Origin of the sequence: Paenibacillus glucanolyticus NBRC 15330 (assembly GCF_004000885.1) — a bacterium.
GTDB lineage: Bacteria > Bacillota > Bacilli > Paenibacillales > Paenibacillaceae > Paenibacillus_AQ > Paenibacillus_AQ glucanolyticus.
Window position 1 is genome coordinate 204,971 of the sequence record NZ_BIMC01000007.1, and the last position, 13,705, is coordinate 218,675.

Annotated in this window: 9 protein-coding genes and 2 pseudogenes; 8 read left to right on the forward strand and 3 right to left on the reverse strand. The window is 53.0% G+C overall.

The features are described from left to right. Positions 1–46: 46 nt before the first annotated feature. Entirely contained in the window at positions 47–913 is an 867-nt protein-coding gene (locus PGL02S_RS13485) for an AraC family transcriptional regulator (RefSeq protein ID WP_006207835.1), read from the reverse strand. Between the two features lie 126 nt (positions 914–1,039). Here PGL02S_RS13485 and PGL02S_RS13490 point away from each other — a divergent pair, with 126 nt between their 5' ends. The 8 genes and pseudogenes from PGL02S_RS13490 to PGL02S_RS13525 all read left to right on the forward strand — a co-directional run bounded on the left by PGL02S_RS13490 (position 1,040) and on the right by PGL02S_RS13525 (position 11,701). Then, complete coding sequence (locus PGL02S_RS13490; protein WP_006207834.1) at positions 1,040–2,329, forward strand: Gfo/Idh/MocA family oxidoreductase; 1,290 nt, start codon at positions 1,040–1,042, stop codon at positions 2,327–2,329. Positions 2,330–2,445: 116 nt separating this feature from the next. Further along, positions 2,446–4,260: pseudogene (locus tag PGL02S_RS13495) on the forward strand (cache domain-containing sensor histidine kinase). Further along, positions 4,238–5,836, forward strand: a complete 1,599-nt coding sequence (locus PGL02S_RS13500) for a response regulator (protein ID WP_036644022.1) — start codon at positions 4,238–4,240, stop codon at positions 5,834–5,836. The pseudogene PGL02S_RS13495 and the gene PGL02S_RS13500 overlap by 23 nt, the downstream one beginning before the upstream one ends. 122 nt (positions 5,837–5,958) lie before the next feature. After that, positions 5,959–6,873: a carbohydrate ABC transporter permease gene (locus PGL02S_RS13505; protein ID WP_006207831.1), complete on the forward strand. Its 915-nt coding sequence runs from the start codon at positions 5,959–5,961 to the stop codon at positions 6,871–6,873. 5 nt (positions 6,874–6,878) lie between these two features. Further along, entirely contained in the window at positions 6,879–7,718 is an 840-nt protein-coding gene (locus tag PGL02S_RS13510; protein ID WP_036644138.1) for a carbohydrate ABC transporter permease, read from the forward strand. 71 nt (positions 7,719–7,789) lie between these two features. Further along, a complete protein-coding gene (locus tag PGL02S_RS13515) occupies positions 7,790–9,106 on the forward strand; it encodes an ABC transporter substrate-binding protein (protein ID WP_036644025.1) in 1,317 nt (438 codons plus the stop codon). A 24-nt stretch (positions 9,107–9,130) separates the two neighbouring features. After that, positions 9,131–10,777, forward strand: a complete 1,647-nt coding sequence (locus PGL02S_RS13520) for an MGH1-like glycoside hydrolase domain-containing protein (RefSeq protein WP_006207828.1) — start codon at positions 9,131–9,133, stop codon at positions 10,775–10,777. Between the two features lie 25 nt (positions 10,778–10,802). Beyond that, positions 10,803–11,701: pseudogene (locus tag PGL02S_RS13525) on the forward strand (glycoside hydrolase family 43 protein). Positions 11,702–11,869: 168 nt separating this feature from the next. Here the strand turns inward: PGL02S_RS13525 and PGL02S_RS13530 are convergent. Next, entirely contained in the window at positions 11,870–12,889 is a 1,020-nt protein-coding gene (locus PGL02S_RS13530; RefSeq protein ID WP_036644028.1) for a Gfo/Idh/MocA family protein, read from the reverse strand. Between the two features lie 25 nt (positions 12,890–12,914). Then, positions 12,915–13,688, reverse strand: coding sequence for a sugar phosphate isomerase/epimerase family protein (locus PGL02S_RS13535; protein ID WP_036644031.1), 774 nt, complete (start codon positions 13,686–13,688; stop codon positions 12,915–12,917). Positions 13,689–13,705: the final 17 nt, after the last annotated feature.

Genomic DNA, 13,705 nt, shown 5'->3' on the forward strand with positions numbered 1-13,705 from the left:
CCTCTCTAATGTCATAGACGTAACATTCCTCATAATGTTCTATAGATCAACCTGGATCTCTATACTGCTGCCTGTATGTTCGCGGAGACATTTGTACCGTCCGCTTGAACACCTTCCCAAAATGGGAGAAGTTGCTAAATCCTGCACGCATGGCGATATCCGTAATGGAATCATCGCTTTCGCGCAGCAAGCGCTGCGCCTCCTTAACCCGAAGCAGATTCAGATAATCGCTGAAGGTAAAGCCCGTCGTTTGCTTAAACAGCCGGCTGAGATAGTGCGGGCTGATTCGGAACGCCTCCGCTACCCCGGGCAACGTAAAACCTTTCTGATAGTTGTCGTTCAGATAACGGACCACCGCTTGGGTCTTGGGATGAAGAATGGGCTCGGTATCGGCGGAACGCACCGTGCCCAGCTGCTGATTACGGTACGCGTACAGCAGCAATTCAACCGATCGGTGCCGCAGCAGCAAGCAGCTTCCGGCTTGGGGATGAACCATCTCGTCCACCATTTCGCTGACCATTCGCGCCATGGCTTCGCTTGCCGGTGAAGGAAGCCTCAGAATCGGAATATCCCAACCGAACGGCTCCTTCAATCCTGCGGCCAATTCAGGCGAAATGGCCAGCTCCGTGAACAGCTCCGGCCTGATATAGAGGACAACCCGATCATGATCCGGCCTGCCGCTGTCCAGCGTCTTGTGAACGGCATTCCGGTCAACGAATACGAGATCCCCGGCTCTGACCCGATAGGAGCGGTCCTTAATGAAGTATATGCGCTCGCCCGACAACAGGTAGTACAGCTCGTAATGATCATGAAGATGGTCAACCGTCATCGAGAAGTACCCGATGCGGCGGTCATATTCGATATCCAGATATCCGGCAGGATCATGGTAATCCGCTCGAAATGGCTTCGTCACATGGCTGTCCCCCTTTCCTTGGATTATAGCAAAATATGCGGCATTTGAAAGCGATTACGCATAAAATGCGGCGAAAGAAGTGTTCCCTTGTTATAGGCTAGAGCTATATTCAAGGAGGCGATAGAGATGAGTGACAAGAAACGCTATGTATTGGTCGGAACCGGCGGCCGCGCCGAGTTCTTTTACGGAGCCCTGGCCCAGAACTTCCGCGACAAATCCGAGCTTGCTGCCTTTTGCGATATAAACCAGACCCGCATGAATTACGCGAATCAGCTGCTGAGAGACAAATATGGATATGCCGAGGTTCCTACCTATCCTGCGGATCAGTTCGATCAGATGATTGAGAACGAGAAGCCGGATTTCGTCATTGTGACCAGCATCGACCGCACCCATCACAAGTACATCATTCGCGCGATGGAGCTTGGCTGCGACGTCGTGACCGAGAAGCCGATGACCGTCGATGAGGAGAAATGCCAAGCGATCCTGGATGCCGCCAAGCGGACCGGACAAAATATACGGGTAACCTTCAACTACCGTTATGCTCCGCACCATACCAAGGTACGGGAGCTGATTATGAATGACGCCATCGGACAGGTGACTTCCGTCCACTTCGAATGGCTGCTGAACACCCGTCACGGGGCGGATTACTTCCGCCGCTGGCACCGGGACAAGCGAAACAGCGGGGGGTTGCTCGTTCATAAATCGACCCATCACTTTGATTTAGTCAATTTCTGGATCGGCTCCCATCCTGAAACCGTTTTCGCATTCGGGGATCTCATGTATTATGGTAGAGAGAACGCGGAAGAACGGGGCGTAACCCAATTTTACAATCGGGCAACCGGCAATCCGATCGCCAAGGAAGACCCTTTTGCGCTCCATCTGGATTCCGATGACCACCTCAAAGCGATGTATTTGGATGCCGAGCCGGAGGATGGCTATCAGCGGGATCAAAGCGTATTCGGGGACGGCATCAACATCGAGGATACGATGGGCGTTCTTGTACGGTACCAGAACAAGGCCATTTTGACCTATTCCCTTGTCGCCTACCAGCCATGGGAAGGTTATCGCATCGCCATCAACGGCACCAAAGGCCGGATCGAGATGACTATTGTGGAGCAATCCTACGTCAATTCGCTGGGTGACAAGAATCTGGAAGGCGCGTTAATCGGTAAAACGCTGCGGGTGCTCCCGACGTTTGATGCCCCGTACGAGGTTCATGTAGAAGAGCAAGAAGGCGGGCATGGGGGAGGCGACCCGGTTCTCCTGAACGATCTGTTCGGGGAGCCCGTGGAGGATCCATACGCCCGCGCTGCGAACCATATTGATGGAGCAAGATCCATACTGACAGGAATTGCAGCCAACCGCGCCATCGCTACCGGCATGCCTGTACGAATCAGCAACCTGGTTCGTTTCTAAGCAGTACAAGGCTGCTTCAAGCAAATTCTCTTAAGCAAAGGCTGCGTCTTTCACGCAGTCTTTTTTTTTCTATTTCCAAGGGCAGCCTTGAAGTCCATTCGGTAAGGAGGGAAATGATGTTCTTCTCATTAAAAAGCCGTCTGATCGCCTTTATCGTTGTCCTGTTCGTCCTCTCTTTCGGCACGCTCTCCTTCCTGCTCTTTACAGAATCGCGAACCGTAATCCGCTCCTACATTGAATCCTCGGCCCTGGAGAAGATGGAGGAATACGGCTCGTACGTGGACATGGTCCAAATGCAGATTTACGATGTCGCCTCCCTGGTCTTCAACAGCGACATGGCCAAGAACTGGGATAACGCCATACGCGACCCGAGCCTTCCCGAAGGGGAGAAAATGCTTGCTAATCTCGCGATGAGCCGATTCCTGACCCAGGCCACCAACAGCTATACCAGCATCTCCGACGTTTCCGTCTACCGGCGGAACGGGCTTCGCATCGGCAGCGAGAACCAAGTCGCGAATGACCCCGCCTTTATGCAAGAATCGTGATACAGAAACTTCTTCACGTCCGGGGACCACTGGCTGGCTGCCCATACGGATCAGCATGAACGCGTAAGGGATCACGGCAATCCGGTTGTCAGCCTGCTGATGCCTCTCGGTACCTTCCATCATGCGACGGCACAGAACGTGATGAAGGTGAACGTCAGCGAATCCTATTTTCTGGAGCCGCTCAGCCGCATCCATTTGGCCAAGAATAGCACGATTTTTCTGCTTAATGAACAGGGAAGCCCTATTCTCTCCCAGCAGGCGCATGAGCTTGGTGCTCGGGCTATAGCGGAAATCGACCGTATTCGAAACGGCCCGATCAAATCAGGAGTTGTCTATCTGACCAACGATGAGGGGCAGCGAGACATTCTGGTACACAAAAAACTGGGGCGTACCGGCTGGATGCTGGCAGGTCTGGCACCGGAAAAGGAGTTATATTCCTCTCTTCACAAGCTTCAGAGCACGATCTTGGTAGTTACGGTTGTCCTGATTCTGGTCTCCCTGTTTGCCGCAGCATGGCTCTCCTATGGCGTCACCAAGCCTTTAACGCGACTGGTTCTGGCCATGAGGCAGGTGCAGCGGGGCGCTTTCGATCAGGCGGATTCCCTTCTGCCTCCCGACAAAAACGTAAAAAGCGAGGTCAGTTACGTCATCTCGACCTTCCGCTACATGGTCAGCCGCCTGCGGCAGCATATCCAGAATGAATTCGAGCTGAAGCTGCTCCGCCAGCAAGCGGAATACAAAGCCCTGCTCATGCAGATTAATCCCCACTTCATGTTCAATACCTTGGAGCTGGTAAGCAGTCTGGCCATGCAGCGCCGGACGGAGGATACCGTCCAGGTCATCGAGGACCTTGGCAAAATGATGCGATTCTCCATGAATACGAGCGACGATCGGGTCCCGCTTGAGGAAGAGCTGGCTTATGTCCGGCACTATATCTCCATTCTGCAAACCCGCTTCGGTCATAAACTCGGCATCTCCATCACGGAGGAGGGCAAGCTGGATTCACTGGTCATGATCAAGTTCATTCTTCAACCGCTGATCGAGAATGCCGTCAAATACAGCTTCCAGCATCAGACCACGGCACTGGTGGATATCCGGATCAGCAGAGTGGATAACCGCCTGCATTTCAGCATTGCGGACAATGGCCCCGGCATGCCGTCCGAGATCATCCGCAAGCTGCAGGACCCCATGGCAGCTTCTCAGCTAGAGCCGATCCTGCGGAGCGAGAGCTGGCACATCGGACTCGGCAACGTGATTGCACGCTGCCGCCTGCATTACGGTGCCTTGTTTGCCGTCCATATCCGGAATGGAGTTCAAGCGGGCACATGCATCGAACTGATTCTACCGGTACAGGAGGAATATCATGTACAACGTATTGATCGCTGACGATGAGATCGAAGTCCGCGAAGGGCTGAAGCTGAAGGTGGATTGGGAGGGCATGGGCTTTGCCATTTCGGGGGAGGCCGCAAACGGCGTAGAAGCCGAAGCGCTCTTGCGAGCAGAACGCTTTGACCTGCTCATAACCGACATGAATATGCCCGTTATGGACGGAGTCCGTCTGCTGGATACTTGCCGAAGCCACAATCCTTCCATCCAGATCATCATCATAACCGGATACGAGGATTTCCAATACGCCAGAGCCGGCGTCCGCAGCCAAGCCATGGATTATTTGCTGAAGCCCGTAACCCGGGAGGATCTGAGAACAGCACTGACCAAAATCAAAGCGGAATTGGATAAGAACCGCAAGGTACGGGACGATTCGGAAATGATGCAGTGGCGTCTCTCCCAGTATTACAAGGAAATGAAGGAACGCTTCCTGCTGGATCTCGTGCGAGGCAACCGGCTTCCGGCTTCCTCGCTGCCGGAACGGATTCGGCTGTTCCACCTGGAATCATGGCAGGATCACAGGGTCTGCTTCGTAGCCGCAGGCATGAGGGAGTCCAGCATACAGCATACTCCCAAAGGGCGCGCGCCAGAGCAGCTTCACCTGCCGTTCGAGATGGTCTGCCATGAAATCGCCCAGTCTTATCCCGGCAGCATCCAGGTATTTCATGACGCAGCCCATCCCGGAATCATGTTCTTCATTACGCTTGACGGCGTTCAGCACGAATTCACACGCAAGCTCGCGGAAGATGCGGCTTCCTATTTAACCATGGATGTGCAGGTCGGGCTGGGACTTCCCGTATCGGGACTTGAACGCTGGAAAGAAGGGTATATTCATTCGCTCTTGGCGTGGAATCTGGCAGAGCGTCAAAAGGAACAGGACCGCACGCCCGTAACAGACCACAGTCCATTACTCCCGGAGGAAACCAATCGAACACTGCACCGCTGTCTGATTCGGGGCGAGCTGGATTCCTTTCGCAGCGTCATCCGGAAGGAGCTTGCCGAGGCATACCAGCTCTCTCCTTCCCGCTTGGTCCGGAGCCTTTTTCAAATTTCGCTGCTGATGGAGTCCGCCGCCGCTGACTTCATGGGGTATTCTCAGGGAAGGGAGCCTCACTGGATTTCGCCGGAATGGGTGCTGTGGATGGAGACTCCCGAGCAGGCAGAGCGTTTGCTGATGCAGTGGGCGCAGGATTTTGTGGATCAGCAGCAGGTCTCTGAGGACGGGGAAGCTACTCTGATCGAGTCAGCCAAACGGTATATCGAGGAGAATTATATGCAGGAATTAACGCTGACCTCGTTAGCTGAACAATACAACTACCACCCTACCTACTTCTCGGAAATGTTCAAGGAAGGTGCAGGCATATCCTTTATTCACTATGTTACGGAAGTCCGTATGAAACACGCCGTACGCCTGTTGAAGGAAACCACCTTAACCGTATGGGATATTGCAGAGCTCGCCGGCTTCTCATCTCCCGGCTATTTCAGCTCCAAGTTCAAAAAAATGTTCAACATAAGCCCATCCGAGTTCCGATTATCGCAATCCGAAAAAATCGAACATGATGATCCGAAGAAATGAGATTCCGGCCCCTCCCCTTCCCCGGTATGATGAGTTTACCAGAAGTAACGCCGCCTCAATTGTAAGCGGCTTCACATCTCAGGGTAACCGCCCATTCTCATCCATCTGAAGGGAGGCATAACATGAGAAAGCTGTCCAAGCCCTTATACGGCCAGCAGAATAAGACAGCCTACTTGTTTCTTCTGCCTTGGCTCATCGGCTTCTTCTGTCTGACGCTGGGGCCGATGATTGCATCACTGTACTTATCCATGACGAAATTCAACCTGTTGTCATCGCCGACTTGGACGGGACTCAGCAACTATGTCCAGATCTTTACCGAAGACGATACCTTCCTAAGATCCTTGTGGCTAACGTTCTACTATGTGTTCTTGTCCGTGCCGCTGAGGCTTGCATTCGCGCTGCTGGTGGCGATGGCGCTGAACAAGGGCATTCGCGGACTCGGCATTTACCGAACCGTGTATTACATCCCTTCCCTATTGGGGGGAAGCGTGGCCATTGCCATTGTCTGGCGTCAAATCTTCGATGGCAGCGGACTGGTCAATCAGTTCCTGAGCTGGTTCGGCATCACGGGGCCATCCTGGATTGCCCATCCCGACTATGTAGTCTATACGATCATCACCCTGTCCGTCTGGCAGTTCGGGTCGGCCATGGTCATCTTCCTTGCCGGTCTGAAACAGATTCCTGCCGATTTATACGAAGCCTCGGGCGTAGATGGTGCAGGAAAGCTCCGTCAGTTCTTCGGCATCACACTCCCGATGCTGTCACCGGTCATCTTTTTCAACCTGATCATGAGCATGATCAATTCCTTCCAAGCCTTCACGCCAGCTTATGTTATCGGGGACGGCCGGGGAGGACCGCTCGACGCCACGATGTTCTACACCTTGTATCTGTATCTGAAGGGCTTCTCGTTCTTTGATATGGGATACGCCTCAGCCTTGGCATGGATCATGCTGGTCATCATCGGGGTGTTCACCGCAATTGTCTTTCTCACATCGAAGTTCTGGGTGTTCTACGGGGACAACCAGGAAGGGAGGTAATGGATATGCCACTCAAGAGACAACTGGTTCAAGCCGGCAGGCATGCTGCCATTATCCTCCTCGGACTGGCGATGCTCTATCCGGTGTTATGGCTAATTCTGAGCTCGTTCAAACCAAATCAACTCATCTTTACCGACAGCAGCCTTATCCCGACAGCCTTTACGCTGGATCATTATGTGAACGGCTGGAAAGGGCTGCAGGGCATCTCCTTCGGCAGGTTCTTCAGCAACTCCCTGCTGATCTCGGCACTGAGCGTCATCGGAAATGTCATCTCCTGCTCACTCGCGGCCTACGCGTTCTCCAGGCTGAAATTCAAGTTTAAGAGCCTGTGGTTCAGCATCATGCTGGTGACGATTATGCTACCTTACCATGTGACACTGGTGCCCCAGTACATTCTGTATAACGAGCTGCAGTGGATTAATACGTATTTCCCGCTCATTCTGCCCAAGTGGCTGGCGCAGGACTCCTTCTTCATTCTGCTGATGGTTCAGTTTATCCGGGGAATTCCGCGGGAATTGGACGAGAGTGCCACCATCGACGGCTGCGGACAGCCGCAGATCTTTTTTAGAATCGTAGTGCCGCTGCTTGTTCCCGCGCTCATTACAACAGCCATCTTCACGTTTATCTGGAGCTGGGATGATTTCTTCAGCCAGATGATTTATCTGAGCAAAATTGATCTGTTCACCGTACAGCTGGGAATTCGGTCCCTGTTCGATCCATCGGGACAATCGGATTGGGGGGCGCTGCTCGCCATGTCCACGCTGTCGCTGCTGCCTGTGACCATCATCTTTCTTGTGTTTCAGCGGTATTTTCTCGAGGGCATTGCCACAACGGGCCTGAAGTAGTCACGCGCTGTCTGTTCTGTTCGTGAGCATGAAGCACATTTCAAATTATATTTAAACCGGGGGGATTAACTATGTTAAAACGATCTATGGTGGGTATGCTGGCAGGACTCATGTTGTTCGTAACAGCCTGTTCCGGAACGGATCATACCGGTGCTGGCGGAGATACGGATAACGGAGCCGCGGAGAGCGGCCAGGTTGAACTGCGCATGATGTGGTGGGGCGACCAGAAACGGGCAGATATTACGAACGAAGCGCTTAAGGTGTTTCAGGAGAAACATCCGAATATTAAAATTATGGGTGAATTCTCACCCTCCTCAGGATATTTTGACAAGCTGAATACGCAGCTGGCATCCGGCACGGCACCGGATATCTTCTTCTTAGGCGGGAATGTGGTCGACTATGCCAAAAAGAATGTCCTTCTGGATCTGGATCCGTATGTTGGCAGTGAATTGAATCTGGACGGAATGGATCCCACCATGGTTGAGTATGGCCGTCTCGACGGGAAGCTGCAGCATATTTCAGCCGGTGCGAATGCCCGGGGCATTGTCATCAATCAGGCACTGTTCGAGAAGGCCGGAATCCCTTTGCCGGAGCCGAATTGGAACTGGGAGGATTACGCAGCTGTCAGCAAGGAACTGTCTGACAAGCTGGGTGATGGCATTTTTGGAACGTACAACTTCACCGTCGATGGCATGGACATCTATCTGAAGCAGCGCGGCAAACAGCTGTATAATATGGAAAATGGAACTCTGGGCTTTGCCAAAGAAGACATCCAGGAATGGTTCCAATATTGGGAGGAGACGTCTTCAGCAGGTGGTGTGGTCACACCTGAAATGCAGGTATCCAATCCGCATGACGACACTAGTAAATCGCTGCTGATTACAGGCAAGGCCGCCATGAGCCTCCTTCCTTCCAACCAGCTGGCTGCTTTCCAGAGCCTGACGGAGGACCCGCTGATCCTCCATCCGGTACCGCGGGGTCCCAAGGGTACGGGTGTTGTATTCGAATCCAGCCAGGGATTGTCCGGTTATGCGAATACCAAGCATCCCAAGGAAGTCGCTATCCTGATGGATTTCTGGATCAATGATCCACAAGCCGCCAAAATTCTCGGCAGCGACCGGGGCGTTCCAGTAACGGAAGCCAACCGCAATCTACTGCAGGAGGAAGCCGGTCCGGTGGAGGAAATTGTATACCAATACACAAGTCTCGTATCTGAGGCTACAAAATCAGAACCTTTTGACGTGAGTTACAATCCTCCGGGATTTGCTGAATTCTCCAAGCTGGCGCAAACGACAAGCCAGGAAATCGGCTTCGGCCGGAAGAGCGTCGAGCAAGCCGTTGCGGACTTCTACAATGGCACCGTTCGAATCTTTGAATCGAATCAATAAACAAGGCTCTACAAGGAGGCGGACATGACCGAAGTTATGCTGGACCGTCTGCGCGGGATCTCGATACAGGATCAGGTGCAGACGGTTAAACCGGAAGATCAGAATTTGTTGCGAGAATGGCAGGAGTCAGGCGTACGATTTGCCGCATCGGGCGGACGGCTGGAGGCTTCATATTATACGGCGCTGGAGAAGCTGCTTCCCTGCATCGTGCCGATGGCTGGCAGCGAGCCTATTCTGCAGGAAGGCGGGATTTATCTTGGCTGCTGGCTGGAGAGCACCGGCACCATCAATGCGGAGCTGCTCTCGCGCTTGATTCCTTCTGTCTCGAAATCGACCTATCTCGCCTTTGCGGCTCACCAAAGAGAGGACGGTTTGCTGCCTTACAAATTAACGGAGAACGGTCCCTCCTTCCGGCAGATTCAGCTGGTTACACCGCTGGCACGCAGTGTATGGAACCATTACCAGCTCCACGGCAAGGACCGCGACTTTCTGAAGACCATGTACAAAGCCATGGCGCATTATGACGAATGGATTGCAAGCTTCCGCAATACCCGGGAGACCGGCTGCGTAGAGGCCTTCAGCACCTTCGACACCGGACATGATTTATCACCCAGGTTCTGGCATGTTCCGGATACACCCTATATGAATGATGCCGCAGCCTATCACCCGGATTCTCCGGTCCTGCCTTTCCTGGCACCGGATTTGACCGCCAACATCTACTGCCAGCGCATATATTTGGCCCGCATGGCCGAAGAGCTTGGTGGATCCGGAGCTGATTGGAGAGCGAAAGCCGAGTCCAGCCTCGAGAGTCTCTTCCGTTACTGTTACGACGAAGAAGATATGTTCTTCTACGACCGGGACCGGAATGACGAGCTGGTCAGAGTCCAGTCCGATGTGCTGCTGCGCGTGATGGCCTGCGAGGTTGGGGACCGTGAATGGTTCGACAAGCTGCTGCGCCGGTATTTGCTGAATACGAGCAAATTTTTCGCCAAATATCCGTTTACATCTATGGCGATGGACGATCCCAGATTCGATCCGTTCTCCTCCTACAACAGCTGGGGCGGGTCGTCCAACTTCCTGAGCCTGATTCGCGCTCCGCATGCGTTTGAATATCACCACCGCTATGTCGAATTGACGTGGGTACTGCATCCGATCCTGTCTGCGCTGTCCAAGGCAAAGCGCTTTGCACAAGCGTTAAGTCCCTGGACCGGAGAGGAAGGTTTTACCGAGACGTATTCCCCTTCCATCCTGTGTCTGCTTGATTATGTGGAACGGTTGTGCGGGATTATGCCGGTCGGGTCGGACCAATTATGGTTTACCGGTCTTCTCCCCGTCGACATGGATCATGGCGAGGAAGTTGCAGGCAACACGGCCTACAGCCGCACGGTGAATGGGCTGCATTACGAATTGGTAAATACAGCAGATCGTATAACGATATACCGGGAAGGCAGCGTTCATATTGAAGGACCGGCCGGAATTCGGCTGGTTACCGATCGAAGCGGACACCTGGAAGGCGTCATTGGAATGAGTGTGCGCACCATCGAGGGCGAGCTCATCTATCAAGGCAATTCCCTTCCGATCCGGATCAAAGGAAATGAAATGCAGCGATATCGAGGCGGAGGCTTGAAAACAGAGAGGGATATCGGCATTATCTGTCCCTCCTATCGTTAATGATTTCAGGAGGTGCCTGAACAGCATGAACACTCAGGATATTCAGCTGCGGGATCCTTATATCCTGCCTGATTCCAAGCACAAGAAATACTACATGTACGGCACGACAAAAATACATGGAGGGAAGGAAACGGCTTCGATGCCTATATAAGCGAAGATCTTCGGCATTGGGAAGGCCCTTGTACGCTCTTCCACAAGCCCGATAATTTCTTCGCGGAGGTGAACTTCTGGGCACCCGAGGTGTACGAATATCATGGCCGTTATATCATGTTTGCCACCTTTCGCAGGAAGGATAATGATCTGCTGGGCACTGCGGTGCTGTCAGCGGAGCAGCCGACAGGGCCCTTTGCTCTCCATAGCAGCGGTCCTGTGACACCGGCGGATTGGAGTTCTTTGGACGGCACGCTGTATATCGATGAGGAGAACCAGCCGTGGATGGTGTTCTGCCATGAATGGCAGCAGGTTGGCGACGGCGAGGTCTGTGCCATGCGCCTAAGCCCGGATTTATCCGAATCCGTATCGGAACCGGTGATCTTATTCCGTGCCTCTGAGGCGGCGTGGACCACACCGTTTCATTCGCAGCGCTTTCCCGGGACCGGAAACTATGTGACGGACGGTCCCTTTCTATTCCGGACAGCACCCGGCAGCCTGCTGATGCTGTGGGCCAGCTTTGTCGACGGCCGCTACGCGCTCGGCATTGCCAAATCCCCATCCGGCAGCTTGACGGGTCCCTGGCTTCAAGAGCCGGAACCCTTATATTCCAGCGACGGCGGGCACGGGATGGTGTTTCGCACGTGGGAGGGGCAGCTGATGCTGGCGGTACATACCCCGAATCGGACGCCGGAGGAACGTCCGATCTTTATCCCTGTAGTTGAAGACGGAGACAGCCTTAAGGTAAGTCCGATGGATCGGCAAACCGGTTAAAGCACTGGAGTGAATAAAAAAACAAGAGCCGCTCTCCATAGTAATGGCAGAGCCGCTCTTATTTTTATGAAAAAGTTGTTGCTGCCCTGCTTATCATGATCATCGCTTTACTATCGGATATGACAAAAAGAGAAGCCGCACTTCCACGGCTTCCCTCTGTTCATCCTATTACAGCTTCACAATCTTACCCGTCTCTTGCGATTCGAATGCGCCCAGGATGACGTTCAAGGAACGCAGCCCTTCCTCACCGGAAATGCTAGGAGGCGTGTTTGTTAGAATGGATTCCACGAACGCGTCGATGACGCCGCTCGGCACCTGCTTCTCATTCGTTGCCATGGCACCAACCTTGTAAGTCTCGATCGTACCATCTGTCAGCTCGACGTTAACCTCGTCACCATGAACGGCACCGATCTTCATCACGCCTTTCTCGCACCAGAGGACCGTTCCGTTATCACCGGATCTGTAATGCGTCCAGCTTGCCATCAGCGTGCCGACCGCGCCACTCTTCATGCGAACGATGCAGGTTGCATTGTCGTCCACGTCCGTTCCCTCTTTGTGGACCGTTCCGATAAAGCCGGCAACTTCTGCGATTTCATCGTTCAGCAAGTAACGGATAAAGTCGGATTTGTGAACGCCAAGGTCACCCATAGCCCCCATAATGGCTTCTTCCTTACGGAAGAACCAGCTGTCGCGACCGTCCAGACTCCAGCTCTCTGGACCCCCATGGCCAAAGGAAGTACGGAACGTAAGCACCTTACCGAGCTTGCCGGAATCCAGGATTTCCTTAGCTTTTACGTGTGGAGGCATTAAACGTTGATTGTGGCCTACCATCAGGTAAACCCCATTCTTGCGTGCTGCCTCGATCATTTGCTCTCCTTCTTCCGTTGTTGTAGCCATCGGCTTCTCAACCAGTACATGAAGGCCAGCATTCGCTGCTGCAATACTCATTGGAGCATGCAGATAGTTCGGCGTACATACGCTAACGGCATCAAGCTTCTCATTCTTAAGCAGTTCTTGGTAGTCGGTATAAGCTTTGCCGCCATACTGGGCAGCCATCTCTTCGGCACGTTCCTTTACCGGATCGGCAAAAGCAACCAGCTCCACATTAGCATTGTTCGCGTATTCAGGAATATGTCTGCGCTGGGCGATGGCGCCGCAGCCAAACACAGCCACTTTAATTTTGCTCATTGAAAGTCTCCTTTTTGCACATAGATTAAAATTGGTTCAGGTAGTTCTGCTTCAACCAGTTCATACTGTTCTCCACGCTTTGCAGCGGTGGATTCTGACACACGTCCTGCTCCACGATCAGCCATTCCGTGCCTGCATCCGATGCAGCTTGAATGACACCCGGCAGGTTCACAGAGCCTTGGCTCAGCTCCAGCGTCTTCATGTTGCCCTCAGCGTCTTTGCTGAAATCCTTCAGGTGAAGCAGTGGCAGGCGTCCCGCATATTTCGGAATGTAAGCCAGCGGATCTTGTCCGGCAAACTGTACCCAGCATACGTCCATCTCCACTTGTACGGCTTCCGGTGTTGTCGCGGAATACATCGCATCAAATACGAATTCGCCGTCAACCTCCGCTTCGAATTCAAACGCATGGTTATGGTAACCAAAGATCAGTCCTTGCTTGCGTGCTTCAGCTCCTACTTCTTCCAGGAAGGAGAAGAGGTTCTTCCAATCCTCAGCATCTTTACGATCTTCTTCAGCTACATAAGGGCACATCATATATTTAGCGCCAATGGTTTTCAGGTAATCTATCTCCTTCTGCAGGTCTGCACGAATAAGATGCAGGCCCACGTGGCTCCCAATCGCCTTAAGGCCGAGCTCTTGAAGAAGCGTTTTCATTTCCTCGGCCGGAATGTCTCCGTATCCTGCGAACTCCACGCCTTCATAACCCAATTCAGCCACTTTGCGAAGCGTACCGCGGAAATCCTGAGCCGTTTCATCGCGCAGCGTATACAATTGCAAACCAATGTTCATTCTTCTCATTATAGCGCACCTCGATT

What these genes read in the sequence shown, in the direction of transcription:
- PGL02S_RS13490 (WP_006207834.1), top strand. Translation starts at nt 1,040, where the DNA reads ATGAGTGACAAGAAACGCTATGTATTGGTCGGAACCGGCGGCCGCGCC.
- PGL02S_RS13500 (WP_036644022.1), top strand. Translation starts at nt 4,238, where the DNA reads ATGTACAACGTATTGATCGCTGACGATGAGATCGAAGTCCGCGAAGGG.
- PGL02S_RS13505 (WP_006207831.1), top strand. Translation starts at nt 5,959, where the DNA reads ATGAGAAAGCTGTCCAAGCCCTTATACGGCCAGCAGAATAAGACAGCC.
- PGL02S_RS13510 (WP_036644138.1), top strand. Translation starts at nt 6,879, where the DNA reads ATGCCACTCAAGAGACAACTGGTTCAAGCCGGCAGGCATGCTGCCATT.
- PGL02S_RS13515 (WP_036644025.1), top strand. Translation starts at nt 7,790, where the DNA reads ATGTTAAAACGATCTATGGTGGGTATGCTGGCAGGACTCATGTTGTTC.
- PGL02S_RS13520 (WP_006207828.1), top strand. Translation starts at nt 9,131, where the DNA reads ATGACCGAAGTTATGCTGGACCGTCTGCGCGGGATCTCGATACAGGAT.
- PGL02S_RS13530 (WP_036644028.1), bottom strand. Translation starts at nt 12,889, where the DNA reads ATGAGCAAAATTAAAGTGGCTGTGTTTGGCTGCGGCGCCATCGCCCAG.
- PGL02S_RS13535 (WP_036644031.1), bottom strand. Translation starts at nt 13,688, where the DNA reads ATGAGAAGAATGAACATTGGTTTGCAATTGTATACGCTGCGCGATGAA.